15 protein-coding genes are annotated in these 16,466 nt (G+C 63.2%); 9 read left to right on the top strand and 6 right to left on the bottom strand.

Annotated features, from left to right (window positions below; genetic code table 11):
* Window positions 1-241: 241 nt before the first annotated feature.
* The gene (locus tag ACKI1H_RS20195) at window positions 242-1,831 is read left to right on the top strand and encodes an ABC-F family ATPase (protein WP_138523958.1); all 1,590 of its coding nucleotides are present in this window, start codon (window positions 242-244) and stop codon (window positions 1,829-1,831) included.
* 171 nt (window positions 1,832-2,002) lie between these two features.
* Here the strand turns inward: ACKI1H_RS20195 and ACKI1H_RS20190 are convergent, their stop codons facing one another.
* Entirely contained in the window at window positions 2,003-3,016 is a 1,014-nt protein-coding gene (locus tag ACKI1H_RS20190) for an alpha/beta hydrolase family protein (RefSeq protein ID WP_440466088.1), read from the bottom strand.
* 198 nt (window positions 3,017-3,214) lie between these two features.
* A complete protein-coding gene (locus tag ACKI1H_RS20185) occupies window positions 3,215-3,823 on the bottom strand; it encodes an FMN-dependent NADH-azoreductase (protein WP_440466087.1) in 609 nt (202 codons plus the stop codon).
* A gap of 132 nt (window positions 3,824-3,955) precedes the next feature.
* Between ACKI1H_RS20185 and ACKI1H_RS20180 the strand changes: the two genes are divergently transcribed.
* Window positions 3,956-4,861, top strand: coding sequence for a LysR substrate-binding domain-containing protein (locus ACKI1H_RS20180; protein ID WP_138523952.1), 906 nt, complete (start codon window positions 3,956-3,958; stop codon window positions 4,859-4,861).
* 9 nt (window positions 4,862-4,870) lie between these two features.
* On the opposite strand, the gene ACKI1H_RS20175 is transcribed toward ACKI1H_RS20180, so the two are convergent.
* Window positions 4,871-5,581 (bottom strand): DUF1294 domain-containing protein, encoded by a 711-nt coding sequence (locus ACKI1H_RS20175; RefSeq protein WP_440466086.1) that lies wholly within the window; start codon window positions 5,579-5,581, stop codon window positions 4,871-4,873.
* A 17-nt stretch (window positions 5,582-5,598) separates the two neighbouring features.
* Complete coding sequence (locus ACKI1H_RS20170) at window positions 5,599-6,429, bottom strand: undecaprenyl-diphosphate phosphatase (RefSeq protein WP_440466085.1); 831 nt, start codon at window positions 6,427-6,429, stop codon at window positions 5,599-5,601.
* Between the two features lie 628 nt (window positions 6,430-7,057).
* On the opposite strand from ACKI1H_RS20170, the gene ACKI1H_RS20165 reads away from it, so the two are divergent.
* The 7 genes from ACKI1H_RS20165 to ACKI1H_RS20135 all read left to right on the top strand — a co-directional run bounded on the left by ACKI1H_RS20165 (window position 7,058) and on the right by ACKI1H_RS20135 (window position 13,151).
* Window positions 7,058-7,510, top strand: a complete 453-nt coding sequence (locus ACKI1H_RS20165; RefSeq protein ID WP_138523946.1) for a hypothetical protein — start codon at window positions 7,058-7,060, stop codon at window positions 7,508-7,510.
* A gap of 1 nt (window position 7,511) precedes the next feature.
* Complete coding sequence (locus tag ACKI1H_RS20160) at window positions 7,512-8,090, top strand: adhesin (protein WP_138523944.1); 579 nt, start codon at window positions 7,512-7,514, stop codon at window positions 8,088-8,090.
* A 55-nt stretch (window positions 8,091-8,145) separates the two neighbouring features.
* Entirely contained in the window at window positions 8,146-9,153 is a 1,008-nt protein-coding gene (locus ACKI1H_RS20155; RefSeq protein ID WP_138523942.1) for a heme utilization protein, read from the top strand.
* A 74-nt stretch (window positions 9,154-9,227) separates the two neighbouring features.
* Window positions 9,228-9,908, top strand: a complete 681-nt coding sequence (locus ACKI1H_RS20150; RefSeq protein WP_138523940.1) for a C39 family peptidase — start codon at window positions 9,228-9,230, stop codon at window positions 9,906-9,908.
* Window positions 9,909-9,954: 46 nt separating this feature from the next.
* The gene (locus ACKI1H_RS20145) at window positions 9,955-10,701 is read left to right on the top strand and encodes a hypothetical protein (RefSeq protein ID WP_138523938.1); all 747 of its coding nucleotides are present in this window, start codon (window positions 9,955-9,957) and stop codon (window positions 10,699-10,701) included.
* A 52-nt stretch (window positions 10,702-10,753) separates the two neighbouring features.
* Entirely contained in the window at window positions 10,754-12,028 is a 1,275-nt protein-coding gene (locus tag ACKI1H_RS20140; RefSeq protein ID WP_138523936.1) for a transporter, read from the top strand.
* A 646-nt stretch (window positions 12,029-12,674) separates the two neighbouring features.
* Entirely contained in the window at window positions 12,675-13,151 is a 477-nt protein-coding gene (locus ACKI1H_RS20135) for a BRO-N domain-containing protein (RefSeq protein ID WP_440466084.1), read from the top strand.
* 298 nt (window positions 13,152-13,449) lie between these two features.
* Here the strand turns inward: ACKI1H_RS20135 and ACKI1H_RS20130 are convergent, their stop codons facing one another.
* Window positions 13,450-14,784 carry a sigma-54 dependent transcriptional regulator gene (locus tag ACKI1H_RS20130; protein ID WP_138523932.1) on the bottom strand — a complete coding sequence of 445 codons (1,335 nt, stop codon included), beginning with the start codon at window positions 14,782-14,784 and terminating at the stop codon, window positions 13,450-13,452.
* Between the two features lie 131 nt (window positions 14,785-14,915).
* Window positions 14,916-16,406, bottom strand: a complete 1,491-nt coding sequence (locus ACKI1H_RS20125; RefSeq protein ID WP_138523930.1) for a RimK family protein — start codon at window positions 16,404-16,406, stop codon at window positions 14,916-14,918.
* Window positions 16,407-16,466: the final 60 nt, after the last annotated feature.

The following is a 16,466-nucleotide window of genomic DNA, read 5'->3' as shown; positions in this document are numbered from 1 at the left end:
CCCACCGGAATTCTGAACACCGAATTCTGATGCAGGACTATGGGGGGTTTCAACTGTCTGATACTGCCACACGCCCGCAGAACGGGAGCTGTAGCGGCAAAGCATGCAGCGCAGGCCTGGCTGTGGCATAATGAGCGGCTTTGCCAGGCGCCTGTCAGCCTCGTTCGACAGCGCATGCCTTCCCTGCCCGCCCGCGCCGTCCGCGCCCGGCGCGCACCATGTCCAGCCAAGGGTCAGTCAGTTGATTTCCACCGCCAATATCACCATGCAGTTTGGCGCCAAGCCGCTGTTCGAAAACGTTTCCGTCAAGTTCGGCAACGGCAACCGCTACGGCCTGATCGGCGCCAACGGTTGCGGCAAATCCACCTTCATGAAGATCCTCGGCGGTGAGCTGGAGCCTTCCGGCGGCCAGGTGATGCTGGAAAACGGCGTGCGCCTGGGCAAACTGCGCCAGGACCAGTTCGCCTACGAAGACTTCAGCGTGATCGACACCGTGATCATGGGCCACGAGGAATTGTGGAAGGTCAAGGCCGAGCGCGACCGCATCTACTCCCTGCCGGAGATGAGCGAGGAAGATGGCATGGCCGTGGCCGAGCTGGAGGTCCAGTTCGCCGAGTTCGACGGCTATACCGCCGAATCCCGCGCCGGTGAACTGCTGCTGGGCCTGGGCATTCCACTGGACCAGCACTTCGGCCCGATGAGCGCCGTCGCTCCGGGCTGGAAGCTGCGCGTGCTGCTGGCCCAGGCGCTGTTCTCCGACCCGGACCTGCTGCTGCTCGATGAACCGACCAACCACCTGGACATCAACACCATCCGCTGGCTGGAAAACGTCATCACGGCGCGTAACAGCACCATGATCATCATTTCCCACGATCGTCACTTCCTGAACAGCGTCTGCACCCACATGGCGGACCTGGACTACGGCGAGCTGCGCCTGTTCCCGGGCAACTACGACGAGTACATGACCGCAGCCGAACAGGCCCGCGAGCGCCTGCTGTCGGACAACGCCAAGAAGAAAGCCCAGATCGCCGAGCTGCAGACCTTCGTCAGCCGCTTCTCGGCCAACGCCTCCAAGGCCAAGCAGGCCACCAGCCGTGCACGCCAGATCGACAAGATCCAGCTGGAAGAGGTCAAGCCGTCCAGCCGCGTCAGCCCGTTCATCCGCTTCGAGCAGCACAAGAAGCTGCACCGCCAGGCAGTGACCCTGGAGAAGGTCAGCCAGGGCTTCGACGGCACCTCGCTGTTCAAGAACCTGAGCATGCAGGTGGAAGCCGGCGAGCGCATCGCGATCATCGGTCCGAACGGCATCGGCAAGACCACCCTGCTGCGCACCCTGGTGGGCGACATGTCGCCCACCGCCGGCGAAGTGAAGTGGACCGACAGCGCGGACGTGGGCTACTTCGCCCAGGACCACGCCGAGGACTTCGAGGACGACTACAACCTGTTCGACTGGATGGCCCAGTGGACCCAGGGCGGCGAGCAACTGGTGCGCGGCACCCTCGGCCGCATGCTGTTCTCCAACGACGACATCAAGAAGTCGGTGAAGGTGATCTCCGGTGGTGAACAGGGCCGCATGCTGTTCGGCAAGCTGATCCTCAAGCGCCCCAACGTGCTGGTGATGGACGAGCCGACCAACCACCTGGACATGGAATCCATCGAGTCGCTCAACCTCGCGCTGGAGAACTATCCGGGCACCCTGATCTTCGTCAGCCATGACCGCGAGTTCGTGTCCTCCCTGGCCACCCGCATCATCGAACTGTCGGAAAACGGCGTGACCGACTTCAGCGGCAGCTACGATGACTACCTGCGCAGCCAGGGCGTGATCGTCTGATCAACGCCAAGCTGCAATGAAAAAGCCCCGCCCAGTGCGGGGCTTTTTCTTGCTCCTTGATCTTCGTAGGAGCGAGCTTGCTCGCGAACCTGTCTGACACCAGTGCAGCCGGGAAACCTATTCGCGAGCAAGCTCGCTCCTACAAGGGGCACCTTTTTGCTCAGCCCCGGATCAACGCCCCGACGTCTGCATCGTCGCGCTACCGAGACTGACATCGAAGAATTCCGCCGCCGAGGCCGCCAGGTCACGGTGGATGGCCTGCCGGTCCAATCCCTGGGTGTCAGTGCAGAGATCCGGCGTAGCTTCCTTCTCCTCCTCCGAACAGGGCGACATGAAGACAAAGTGCCCTGCCCCATCCAGCACTCGCAGGTCCGCCTGCTGCGGCAGCTTGCGCGCCAGCGCGCCGGCATTTTTCTTCCAGTCGAGAATCTTGTCATCGTTGCCGGTATAGAGCAGCACCGGTACCTGCACGTCTTCCAGCTCATGGACGCCATACATCAGGCTCAGCGGCGCCAGCAACAGCAACGCGCCGATGCGCGGATCGGCCATCGGCACCAGATCATTGCGATCGGCGCGCACCTGGCCCTTCTCGCTGCAGGCATCGCGGTCGTCCGGGCGCTCCTGGCAATATTTGATCAACCGTTCCAGGCGTGGCTGGGCGCCGGCCAGGATCAGCGCAGTCTCACCACCGGCGGAATAGCCGATCACCCCGACCTTGCGCGGATCGGCAATGGCCGCAACCTTGGGATCGAGCAAGGCGGCGCTGATGGTTTCCGACACCTGCAGCGGCCGCCCGTAAAGGTTGCTCATCGCGCCCAGGCGGCTGTGGTCATGCAGGTTATCGCCGGGATGCAGCAGGGTCACCACCACGAAGCCTTTGCGCACCAGCGCCTCGATCAGGTCACGATGGGCCAGCGGTGTGCCGTAGTTGCCATGGGACATCACCAGCAGCGGGAAGCGACCGTTGGCAGTCTGCCCTTCATAGGCGACATCGAGGATGAAATTACCCAGGTGCAGGGGCTGTTCGGATGCGCGCGTGGGATAGAAGGCGATGGCCTTCATCGGTTGCTGGTCCAGCGGGTCGCTCACCTGCAGGCGGTGAAAACCCACATTCCAGCCCTGCGCCGCCCAACTCGCGGTACTGAAGGTAACGAGCAACAGGAACCAGAACAGGCGCCTCGCCATGGTGCAGTTCGCTCCGATTTGTCTCCAGATCAGGCGCCACGAGGCTTGTTGGTGAATGCAGAGACCGCCGGGCGCCGCCTGGAGAGAACCTCTGCATAGTACGCGCCAGCGGGACTGGCTCCGTGCCCGCAGACAGACGGCAGTGCCCAGGCGCAAAAAGCCCCGCATGGGCGGGGCTTTTTCTGCTCACGGCAGCGATCAGGCGGCGGCGAACTGGCTGGCGATGCTCGCCTGGGCGCCGGCGATGGCGTTGCGGCGCGGCTCGTCACCGTAGGCCAGACCTTCGGCACGCACCACCTCGATATCGGTGATCCCGAGGAAGTTAAGCACCAGCTCCAGGTAGTTCTCGTGGGCGACACCGCTGGGCTGGCCGGCATGGATACCACCGGCAGTGGACACAATGATCACTTTCTTGCCACCGGCCAGGCCTTCCGGACCGCTCTCGGTGTAGCGGAAGGTCTTGCCGGCGACGGCGATACGGTCGATCCAGGCCTTCAACTGACTGGGGATGGAGAAGTTGTACATCGGCGCGCCAATGACGATGGCGTCGGCGCTGAGGAATTCCTCAATGCTCTTCTCGCCCAGATCGGCTTCGTGCTTCTGCGCTGCGTCGCGCAGTTCGGCCGGGGTCCCGGCAGCAACCAGACTGGCAGAAGACAGGTGGCTGATGGCGTCGGCGGCCAGGTCACGGTAGGTCACTTCGACGCCGGGCTCGGCGGCGGCCCAGGCAGCGACCAGTTCAGCGCTCAGCTGGCGGGAAGTGGAGTTGTCGCCAAGGATGCTCGAATCAATGTGCAGCAGTTTCATGAGTCTTCTCCAGTCGATGACGCCAAGTGAGTTGGCGGAGGAATTCGTCGTTGGAGGCAAGACTACGCATGTAGCCAATCTTCGATAAGTCGGCAAAAATGCAATGATTCGTCTCACCAGCAGGACAATCCCATGCAGGACCTCAATGATCTCTTCTATTTCGCCAAGGTGGTGGAAGCTGGAGGCTTCGCCGCCGCCGGACGCCTGCTGGGCCTGCCGAAGTCCCGCCTGTCGCGGCGCGTAGCGGAACTGGAAGCGCGCCTGAATGTGCGCCTGCTGCAGCGCACCACCCGCAAACTGGCCCTCACGGACCTGGGCGAGCGCTATTACCGGCATTGCCAGGCAATGCTCGTGGAAGCCGAGATGGCGGACGAAGTCGCCGCGCAACTGAGCGCCGAACCGCGCGGACGGGTGCGCTTGTCGTGTCCGGTGGCGCTGGCGGAAACCTCGTTGAACGAGATGCTGCCCGGATTCCTCGCGGCCTATCCGCAGGTGAACCTGGAGCTGATGCTGACCAACCGCCGCGTCGACCTGCTCAACGAGAGTATCGATGTCGCCCTGCGCGTGCGCTCGCCGGGGGATGAGGACCTGTCGCTGATCTCGCGGCGTCTGCGCCGGGCGAAGACCGCCCTGGTGGCCGCGCCCTCGCTGCTCAAGGGCGTCAAGTTGCGCACGCCGGAAGACCTGGCCACCCTGCCCGTCCTCGGTGCCATCGACAATGATCGCCGCGTGCACATGAAGCTGACCGGCCCGCAAGGTGAGGTGAAGGAAGTGGCGCTGGAGGCGCGACTGGCGGTGGAGGACTTCAACCTGCGCAAGAACGTGGCACTGGCGGGACTGGGCGTGACCATTCTGCCGCTGCATTACTGCACAGGGGAACTGGAGGACGGTCGCCTGGTGCGTGTACTGCCCGCCTGGAGCGAGCCTGAGGCCTACCTGCAGGCAGTCTACCCGCACCGGCGCGGCATCCTGCCGGCGGTGCGGGCGTTGCTCGACTACCTGGAGGAAGGCTTCTCGAAGGACGACTGGCCCGTCTGACTGGATCGATCAGGTCGGGGCGGCGCCCAGCCCAAGCAGTGCGCCAATCCAGCCCAGCAACCGGCCACCGCTGAGCCAGTCGATCCAGAACAGCTGGTGCAGCACGACGATGGCCCAGAACACCAGCTGGAAGGACAACTTGCGGGTCTTGTGACGGAACACCTGCTGCGCGAGGAAAGCGCCCGGCCAACCGCCGAGCAACTCCAGCAGATGCAGGCTCTGTTCCGGAGTACGCCAGTCGTTGCGCTCGGCACTGCGCTTGTCACGCCAGTAAGCGAAGAAAGCCAGGATGCTGAAGACCGGATAGAGCAGCAGGAACCAGACGAAGTAAGCCTCCTTCAGCCAGAGCACCGAGCCGATGACGGGCAGCGCCAGCAGCACTGCGAGGGCGACCAAGGCGCGCCCGAGCGAGCGTTTCGGTGCACTGGGGAAGGCTACTTCGCGGCCACTGCGAACGCGCTCGCGGGTGGCTGTCGCGGCGGGTCTGCGGCGAATGGCCGGAGTATCGATGGCCAGTCCCGCCAGACGGGCATGATCGGCGCGGGGGCGGCCGTCCTTGCCGGCGCCTTCGACGTAACAGACCTGGTCGCCCGCTGCCGGGCGGCGGTCGCCACGAAAGTCGGAGATATGCAGGAAGACTTCCTTGCCGCCGGCCTGGGGACGGATGAAGCCGAAGCCCTTGTCATCGTCCCAGCGGCTGATGGTGCCGTTCTTTTCCACGTTCACTCGCAATCGGATCAGGGTTTGGCGCTGCTCCAGTCGATCAAGGCGAACTGCCAGGTCGCCAGGATCAGCAGGCCGAACACGATACGGTACCAGGCAAAGGCCGCATAGCTGTGGTTGGCGATGAACTTGAGCAGGCCGCGTACGGCAATCATCGCGAAGATGAAAGAGGTGATGAAGCCGACGGCAAACACCGGCAAGTCCGCAGGCTGAAAGACATCGCGATACTTGTAGCCGGAGTAGACCGCAGCACCGACCATGGTGGGCATCGCCAGGAAGAAGGAGAACTCGGTGGCTGCCTTGCGCGACAGGCCGAACAGCAGGCCGCCGATGATGGTCGCACCGGAGCGCGAGGTGCCCGGGATCAGGGCCAGGCACTGGCAACAGCCGACCTTCAGGGCTTCCTTCCAGGTCATGTCGTCCACGGTTTCGGCGTGGATCACGTGCTGGCGCTTCTCCGCCCAGAGCATGATCACGCCGCCCACCACCAGGGCCACGGCCACGGTGATCGGGTTGAACAGGTAGTGGTGAATGTAGTCGGCGAACGCCACGCCCAGCACCACCGCCGGGAAGAAGGCGATCAACAGGTTGACGGTGAAACGCTGTGCCTTGGGCTGGGTGGGCAGGCCACAGACAATGTCGAGAATCTTGCGGCGAAACTCCCAGACTACCGCCAGGATGGCGGCCAGCTGGATGATGATGTTGAAGGCTTCGGCCCGCTCGCCGCCAAAGCCGATGAGGTCCGCCACGATGATCTGGTGGCCGGTGCTGGAGATCGGCAGGAACTCGGTAAGCCCCTCGACCACGCCCAGGATGAAGGCCTGAAAGGCGCTCCACAAATCCATACTACTGTCCCCCGCGAGGCACGCTGGCTCGCTCATTTCTAATGGTTATTCCCCGCTGTCTGCTCCTGGCGCCCAAGCGCCACAGCGGCGTCGGCATGCTAATGCATTGCCTGCAGATCGCTACGAAATTCACAAAAATTTCTCCTGCGCAGCGCAAGCAGAGCATGCGTTGGCACTTCGGCAAAATTGACTCTGCCTCCGTCGCCAGGAAGATGCAGACAACCGCGATCCGGGCGGGTTCGCGCCATCATGCAAAATGCCTAATTCATTGAAAAGACTGCAGTACTCAAGTACCAAAAAACCTACAAATTCTTCGTTTCTGTTAGCACCACGAAACACTCGAATCCCCGCAAAGGCCTGCGGATCGGGCCTCGCCCTTCCCCACCCAAAGTTGTGTATCACCGACGAAACAGAATCCGCTTCACCCGTGATAAAGGCCCCGTTCTAGGGCCTGCGAAGCGCTTTGGCACGGCAGTTCTGTATCAGCGTGGAAACACTCGCCCCCCAATGGCTCACATGGCCTCGCGCCATGTCATTGATTCTCAATGACAGTTTAAAAGCGGCACAGCAACTGCTCCTCCTTGGTACCGCTGGTTAGGGCTCAGCGCACCAAGAAGGAACCGCCATCATGGGGAACATCGACTCACGGATAGTCGGCATTCTCGTCACGCTCGCTTGCGGCGCGGCCAGCGTCCCGCTGTGCCCGGTTGCACAAGCCGGCGACGGCACCATCGTCCTGCAACGCCAGGTGCAGCCACGCGTCGCCACCCGGCCGACCGACATTCCCGACCCAAACCCGATCACCGTCAACCCGAACATTTCCGAGCAGATCGTGCGCCAGACCGGAAACGCGGAGCTGAGCGACAGCGACTTCGCCGGTGTCACCAGTGGCTCCAGCCTGCAACGGCACATCCTGCCCGGAGGCCAGCTGGTCGGCATGGACAACGGCGCCAACCAGACCCTCAACGGCAACAGCATGGGCGCGGGTGCGGCCGGTGGCGGCGCCGGCATCTCCAACTCGGTGAACCGCACCGTCCAGCAAGGGCTTTCGCCCCTGCGCATGCTGACGGGGGACCGCTGAGATGAACACCCGCCTGCTCGCTCTCCCTCTCCTGCTCTGCAGCGTCACGGCCCTGGCTGCTGATCCTTCGACGGTCAACAACGCCAGCATCGACAGCGCCGTACGCAATTACCGCGGCGTCGCCAGCGTGAACCAGGCCGCCGGGGATGCACAGCAACAGGCTAACGGCCGAGCCATTGCCATCGGCAGCAACGCCCAGGCCACCACCCAGTTCCGGCAAACGGTCAACGCCTTCGTCGACCCCAGCCAGGCCGCGTCCGCCAGCATCACCGGCAACGCTTTCACCAACGGTAACGGAGCCCTGGGCGTGAACCAGGCAGCCGGGGCCGCCAACCAGCAAGTGAACGCCATGCGGATCAGCGTCAGCGCGATTCCGCAGAGCGTCGATGACAGCGTGCTTTCCCAGCAGAACGTCGCGCTGCCAGTGAACTCAGGCTCGATGGACGCCACCACGGGTAGCCGGCAGGTCGTTACCAGCGACCAGGCCTTTGCCGGCAGCCGGGGTGTCGTGCAGATGAGCCAGAGCGCCGGGGTCGGCAATCGCATTGCCAACACCCTGAGCATCCGGGTCGCGGATTGACCCAAGCCAACTCCAATAACACTAAACACGCCAAACAAAGCAAAGGAGATACACCATGAAACCAAGAATGGCTCTGAAGCCTCTGGTTTTCGCTGTTGCAGCGGTCATGGCTGTAGCAGTGCACGCGGATAACCGTAACAACAACGGGCATGGTCACGGCCACGACAATGGCCACGGTCATGAACAACATCAACCCAAGACCCCGTACGATCCCTACAAGGACCCACGGATCGAGGCAGGCGCCAGTGCAACGGTGGAAGACACCCAGGAAAGCAGCGACAACACCGTGGTGAACATGGGCACCAAGAACACCGCGACAGTCGACGGATCGTTGGGGAACGCATCCGGGAACGTAGGCGTCAACGTCGCCGCCGGCGATATGAACCAACAGGCCAACGCCGCCGCCCTGGCGACTGCCGATGAGAAGTTCATCTTCGGTACCGCCTATGCGTCGACTGAAGTGACCCAGAACAACACGGACAACCAGGCCTGGAACTTCTCCACCACCAACAAGGCTTCGCTGAACAACTCCGGCAGCAACTCCTCCGGGAACATCGGCATCAACATCGCGTCGGGCAACTACAACCAGCAGAAAAACGACATGGCAGCCGCCGTGTCCGGTGGTCGTAGTGCTGACTCCTACAGTGGCGCCACCCAGACCTCCAGTGGCAACACCGTGGGCAACGTAGCCTTCCTGACTTACGAGAAGGAAACCTTGCGGTCCACCTTCAGCGCCCATGGCACCTACAAGGGAGCAGGTGCAGGCTACGTGGTCGACGAGTCGGGCCGTGGCGGTCATGACGATAGCCGCAACAGCGGTGGCAGCAAAACCGACAAGGATCCGCTGTTCTTCGTCGAAGCTGGCACTGTTGATCTCAGAGGCCAGGCCACCTATCAGGTGCTGATCCCCACCGGCTGGAAAGACCCGGTGCGCAACGATGCCTCCATCAACAACTCGCTCAACAATGTGTCGGGCAACCTCGGCGCGAACGTTGCGGCTGGTGTAGGCAACCAGCAGAGCAACTCGCTGTCCATCGCCGCAGGCTGCAAATCCTGCCTGTAAGCGAAACGGCGTAGCACCTGGAGGCTCCGGCAACGGAGCCTCCTTCTCCTGAGCCACCCCAAGGCGTCACGATCATGCGTACGTCCGCCCTGCTTTTGCTCGCCCTTCTCTCGCTCACGGCACAGGCCGCGCAGCTCCCCTTCGCCGTTCTTCCCGGTGGGGCGGTGGCCTACAAGCCAGTCGAGAGCATCCGTGAGCGCAAGTTCAGCAATCTGGTCCAGCAGAAGACCGATTTCAGCTGCGGCGCCGCCGCGCTGGCAACGATCCTCCGCCAGGCCTACGCGCTGGACGTGGACGAGGAATTCGTGATCAAGGGGATGCTGGTCCGGGCCGACCCGGACCTGGTGCGCACGCAGGGCTTTTCGATGCTCGACATGAAGACGTACCTCGAAGGCATCGGCATGCGCGCACGCGGGTACCGAATCCCGCCGGCGTCTCTGGAGAAGCTGACGATCCCGGTGATAGTGCTGATGGATATCCGTGGCTACAAACACTTCGTCGTGATGCAGCGTGCCTACAAGGGCTACGTCTATATCGGCGACCCGGTGCTGGGCCACAAGCGCTTTACCCAGGAAGATTTTCTCAAAGGCTGGAACGGCATCATCTTCGCCGTCATCGGTCCGGGCTACGAACAGGCCAATGCCCTGATGAACCCGCCCGACCCACTGACGGCCAGGGACCGAATCAATGCGTTCAGCCCGGTCAAGGATGCGGAGCTCATGGAATTCGGTTTTATCCAGAGCGACTTCCTCTAAGACCGCACAAGAACGGAAGGCAGGAATCCTTCCGGGGAGAACCCCAATGAAAGTGATCCCATTGCTTGCCGCCACCTGCATAGTGGCCTGCCTGCCGGTCCAGGCAGAAAGCGTCTTCAAGCCGATCGAGCTGAAGGATCAGGAGCTGGCCCAACTTCGCGGCAAGTACGTGATGCCTGGCCGGGTCATCAGCTTCGGCATCGTCATGAGCAGCACCTGGAAGAACGCCGTGGGCGACAACATCGGCGCCAGGGTCAGCATGCAGGTCCAGGAGTCGACCATCAAACCGCAGTTCTACGTGACCACTATCGATGAACCGGCCACCGGCAACCCGGCTCCGCCCGCGGCGGGTACCGGCACGGTCACCGGCGGAGCGGGCCTCAGCCAGTCCCAGGGTGTCACTCAGAGCGTTCGCGCAGCAGGCGACTACAACACGGCCGCCAACACCGTCAGCATCGACGTGAAGGAGGCCGACCAGCCGCCGCCCGCCGTGGCCCAGCAGGGCACACCGCTGAACAGCACTCCGATTACCGCCAGCAACGGCGCCGGTGACGTCAGCGTCACGCCGGGCAATGGCAGCATCCAGCTCGCCATCAATGCCAACGGCCAGGGTGCCGCCATGCAGCAACTGGCTGCCGGCGGGCTGCTCCAGGCCGCGCAGATGGTGGGTGGGAATAATGCCGTCAATAACCTGGCACAGCTCAGCGTGGTGCTGAAAAACAACCTTCCGTCGTCTGGAGCGCTCGACTGCAATCTCGACCAACTCAAAGGGCTTCGCACTATGGGTATGTGATCTACGCTCCAGTGCGACTGTGAGGTCCAACCTATAAGAAGGACAGCGCGCCATGCACCGATCGCTATCGCTAGGAACTGCAATCTGTGTATCCGCATTACTCCCCTCGACCTTCGCCGCTGCGGCGACGGAAGCCGAGGTGGAGACGTTGAAGCAGGAGCTGCTTGAGCTGAAGCAGCGCTACGAGGCCCAGCAGAAGGCCCTGATGGTGCTCGAGCAACGGGTCAGGCAGGTCGAGGAAGCTCCGGCCACGCCCGCCCAGCCCAAGCGCCTGGTCACCTCCACCGGCAAGCCGACACCGCCCGGAACCGGCAACACCGTTGCCTCCAGCGGCAGCTCCTACGGCGAGTCGCTCAAGGATGACGCCAGCCCACCCAAGAGCGTTGAGAACCTCTACGACGAGGCCAGCGGCTTCTTCGGCAATGGCGCGTTCAGTTTCGAGACGGGCATTACCTACACCCACTACGACACCAAGCAGCTGATCCTCAATGGCTTCCTGGCGTTGGACACGATCTTCCTGGGCAACATCGGCGTGGACAACATCAACGCCGACAACTGGACCCTGGACCTCACCGGCCGCTACAACTGGAACAACCGCTGGCAGTTCGACATAAACGCCCCCGTGGTCTACCGCGAAAGCACCTTCGAATCGGCCGGCGCCGGCAACTCCACGGCGCAGTCCACCGACGAGAAGGTCACCCGCGACCCGACACTGGGCGATGTCAACGTCGGCATCGCCTACAAGTTCATGGACGAAACCGAGTCGCGCCCCGACGCGGTGGTCAGCCTGCGGGTCAAGGCGCCCACCGGCAAGGAACCCTACGGCATCAAGCTCAAGCGCGCCTCGGACAACGACAACCTCAACGTGCCCGAGTCCCTGCCTACCGGCAACGGCGTATGGTCGGTCACCCCCGGCATCTCGCTGGTCAAGACCGTCGACCCGGCTGTGCTGTTCGGCAGCCTCTCCTACACCTACAACTTCGAGGAATCCTTCGACGACATCAGCCCCACCCAGGGCGTGAAGCAGAAAGGCAAGGTCGATCTCGGCGACTGGTTCCAGATCGGTGCGGGCGTGGCCTTCGCCCTCAACGAGAAGACCAGCATGTCGTTCTCCTTCTCCGACCTGATCGCCAAGAAGAGCAAGATCAAGGCCGACGGCGGCGACTGGACCACCGTCACCGGCAGCGACGCCAACGCGGCGTACTTCAACTGGGGTCTGACCTACGCGTGGAGCCCCAACCTGACCATCGTGCCGAACCTGTCCATCGGCATCTCGCCGGATGCGCCGGATTTCAGCTTCAGCGTGAAATTCCCGTATTACTTCTGACGGTACGGCAGTCCAAACACAAAGGCCCCCTTCCGGGGGCCTTTGGCATTCTCCATCGCCGCGTCCCTGCCGGCTCGGGTCATGACCGAGGATCGCGTGTGGCGTGCACCTGCAGGTCGAGCCCGGTGTCAGCTCGTGGGGGCGGATTAGCCGGATCGCCGTAGGATGGGTGGAGCGCAGCGATACCCATGCTGCCTGTGCAGGAGAGCGATGGGTGTCGCTGCGCTCCACACCATCCTACAGTCGGACACCGGCGCAAGGGTTTTCGCGCGGAATCTCCCGACAAGCTCTCAGTTCCCGCAAGCCACCGCGCCAGGTACGCGCTTCGGCTGCTGCACGCTTGGGAACGCCCCTACACTGCGCCGGCGTTGCGGTCCTACGAGCCTCCTGCTTAGCGTTTCGCCCTGCCACAGCGTCATCGTGGCCAGGTGTGGAAACCTGTATTGACCTAACCAATGCAATAGCGGGAGCAATCCGGCATCACCTCGATGCCGGGTCGCTTTGCTGCCTATGGCGGACCGTGTGAGGCGGACTTCGGTCCGGCCGGGTTTGGTTAGGCTCAACCGGTTTTCCACCCTTGCACGGTCCGCCTCCCCATTTCGGCAGTTTCGGGCGGCGGCTTCTTGAACGTACAAGGAGCTCCAGCATGAACCTTTCGATCGCCCCGGCCGACGACGGCCTGATCCCGACCCCTTTCATTCGTTACAACCGCCCATTGCGCGCCCTGCTGATCGAGCAGCAGGCGTGGTTTGTCGCCAGCGATTTGGGCAAGCTGCTCAGCTACAAGATCGGCGCGCCCTTCCTGACCCGCCTGGACAGCGACCAGCTTCGTCACGAGCGACTCGCCGGCAAGCCTGAGCCCGAGCTGCTGGTCAGCGAAAGCGGTCTGTACGCCCTGCTGCTGGTCTACTGCTACCACCCGGAAAACCGCAGCCTGCGCCAGTGGCTGAGCAACGAAGTGGTGCCCGCCCTGCGCGACCGCTGCAACCTCGACACGCGCCTGCCACGCCGGCGCATGCAAGAGCTGCTGGGCGAATTACTTCCGGTCATGGATTGGCAAGGCAACCTGTGGCTGCGCTGGCGCGACGCCGTAGGGTTGATGGAAAACCACCTTCATGCCTGAGCCGCTCTCGTAGGATGGGTATCGCCTAGGCTCCACCCATCCTACGACTCGCCCCGGCGCGGCATCCGTAGGGCGCATAACGCGCCAGCGTTATCCGCCGCAGGGGGCTGGCGGATAACCCGTTCCGGGTTATTCGCCCTACAACCCGGCAGCGGATTGCACCCGCAGGAGCGCACCCGACGCACGATTGCGGGCACCGCCTGGTGGCAGGGTGAAACCACGTGATCGCCTGCGGTTGCACCGCATCGCGGCGGGTAACGGCTCCACGTCCGTTCCCGCCCCGACCGGTTTCCCCGCCCTAGCGCAACTGATGCTTGTGCAACAAGCGATAGAAGGTCGGCCGCGAGATACCCAGCATCCGCGCCGCCACACTGAGGTTATCGCCGTGCCGGGCCAGCGCATCGCACATGGCCTGGCGCTCGGCACCGAGCTTGTATTCTTCCAGGGTCACCAGCGGCAGGTGCGCCGAGCGGCCCTTCTCCCGCTCCAGACCCAGGTCGCGGGACTCGATCTGCCGTCCCTCGGCCAACACCAGGCCACGCCGCACCCGGTTGGCCAGTTCGCGCACGTTGCCCGGCCAGCTGTGCTCGGCCATGGCCGCCAACGCATCGTCCGAGAAGCGCCGCGGGCGGCGGCCGGTCTCGACGCTATAAAGGTGCGCGAAGTGATTGGCCAGCAGCGCCAGGTCGCCATTGCGCTCACGCAACGGCGAAGTGGATACCTGCAGGACGTTGAGCCGGTAGTAAAGGTCCTCACGGAACAGCCCCGCGCGCATTGCCTGCTCCAGGTCGACGTGGGTCGCCGCCAGCACCCGCACATCGACATCGATCGGCTGGCTGCCGCCGACGCGTTCGATCTGCTTCTCCTGCAAGACGCGCAGCAGGTTGGCCTGCAACTCCAACGGCAGGTCACCCACCTCGTCGAGGAACAGCGTGCCGCCGTTGGCCTGTTCGAAGCGGCCGATCTTGCGCTGGTGCGCCCCGGTGAACGCGCCCTTCTCGTGGCCGAACAGCTCGGACTGGATGAGCGCCTCGGGCATTGCCCCACAGTTGATCGCCACGAACGGCCGGACCGCCCGCCTCGACTGGCGGTGCAGGGTACGCGCCACCAGTTCCTTGCCGGTGCCGCTCTCGCCGCGGATCAGCACGGGCGACTCGGTCGGCGCGAACTTCGCCAACAACTTGCGTAGTTCACGCACATCGCGGCTCTCGCCCAGCAACTCGTGCTGGTGATCGTCACTGTGCACACTGCCACGCCCGCGCAGACGCGCCATGCCGAACGCCCGACCGAGGGTGACCTGCACGCGCGCTACATCGAAGGGCAAGGTATGGAAATCGAAGAACCACTCGCTGACGAAATCGCCCACCTCATTGAGAGGCAATACGTCCGGGCTGAGCACGGCTATCCACTCCGTGCCGCTGCGGCTGATGAGTTCCTTGACGGACTCCCGGCGTTCGAGATGCCGGGGTTGCAAGCGCAGCAGGCCGACGTCACAGCCGCGATTGCTGGCACCGTCCAGCTCGCAACTGTCTACCTCCCACCCTGCTGCCCGTAATCCGGGTAATAACCTGCGGCAGTCGTCGCACGGATCGACAACCAGCAGGCGACGAGTATTCGCGGCTGCCTCGAGCATGCTCCCTTCCTTGGCGCCATTATTTTGAAAAACTTTAAAAAACAGTTGGTTGGCGCTCCAATTTGTAACGCTAGCAATATCTTGACGCCGCACATCGACCGTTTTCCTATAAGGTCAATACCGAATCGATCTCACCACCCGCGACCGCGCCGCTTGACTTCCAGACGCCGAACGAACTCCTCGAGCACCAGCTTGTAAAGGTCGTCTCCCAGGTAGACGTCCTCCACCCCACAATCGATGTTCGGGTTGTCGTTCACCTCGATGACCACCACCCGGTCCCCCGCCTGCTTCAAATCCACGCCGTAGAGCCCGTCGCCGATCAGGTTGGCGGTTTTCACCGCCAGTTCCACGACCTTGCGCGGCGCCTCGTGGACGGCCATCGTGCGGAAATCGCCGCTCACTTCCTGGGCGTCCGGGCTGTGGTCGTAGATCTGCCAGTGCCCCTTGGACATGAAGTACTGGCAAGCGAATATGGGTTTCTGGTTCAAGACGCCGATCCGCCAGTCGTATTCGGTATAGAAGAACTCCTGGGCGAGCAGCAGCACCGAGCGCTCGAACAGCTCCGCGCTGGCCTTGAGCAACTCCTCCTGGTTGCCCACCTTGATCACCCCGCGGGAGAAACTGCCGTCGGGAATCTTCAGCACCAGCGGGAAACCCAGGCGCTCGCCGACCTTCTCCAGCTCCGCCGGGTTGTCCTTGTAGAGGATCTCGGTGGCCGGCATGCCCAGCTTGTGGCTGCGCAGCAGGTCGGCGAGGTAGACCTTGTTGGTGCAGCGCAGGATCGACACCGGGTCGTCCATCACCACCATGCCCTCGCTCTCGGCCTTCTTGGCGAAGCGGTAGGTGTGGTCACTGACGCTGGTGGTCTCGCGGATCAGCAGTGCGTCGTACTCGGCCAGGCGCGAGTAGTCCTTCTTTTCGATCAGCTCGACGTCTATGCCGAGGCTGCGGCCGATGCGGATGAAGTTCTTCAGCGCCTTGCGGTCAGACGGCGGGAAGGCTTCTTCCGGGTCGTGCAGGATCGCCAGGTCATAGCGGTACTGCTTGCGTGAACGCGGCTTGCGCCAGATCTGCCGGCTGAAGCCCTCCAGCGCGGCGGCGAACTGGTCCTCCTGGTCCTCGCGCAGCTTGTGGATGTTGCCCGGTTTCACCCCTTCGATGTGCCAGCCCCGGTTCTTGCGGAACTCCACCAGCAGCATCGGGCACGGCAAGGCTTCGAACAGCTGGCGCGCCAGGTCCTGCAACGGTTCGATATCGGTGCGGCCGAAGTACAGCGTCAGGGTGAAACCATCGGTGCTGCCATAGGGATGATCGGCCAGCGCCTTGTCGAGGGTCTTCTCCAGGTCCTCCAGCGCCAGGCTGTAGAGCGACTTCTTCGCCAGTTCGCTGATGCTGCGCACCGACGGGATCACCTTGTGCCCGCGCGCTTCGGCCAGCAGCGAGCAGTAATAGCCGTGGCCCAGGTACTTGTAGTTGCGGCACAGGTTGATCACCTGCACGCGCTTGCCATTGTCGTCGTCGATGGGCATCTCCAGGTACTCCTGGGCGGTGACCACGTCTTCGCTGGGGTAGTACGAAGCCCAGTCTTCCTTGCGTTCCACGATGATGAACAGCTTGCTCACGACACCTCCGAAGCTGGCTGGCGCGCTTGCCGCGCCCTGCCCCTGGGACAATACTGGTTG

The sequence above is a fragment of the Pseudomonas sp. YH-1 genome (genome assembly GCF_051990045.1).
In the GTDB taxonomy this organism is placed as follows: Bacteria; Pseudomonadota; Gammaproteobacteria; order Pseudomonadales; family Pseudomonadaceae; genus Pseudomonas; species Pseudomonas nicosulfuronedens.
The sequence above is the reverse complement of the archived record's forward strand: the minus strand, read 5'-3'. Positions and strand labels throughout refer to the sequence as shown.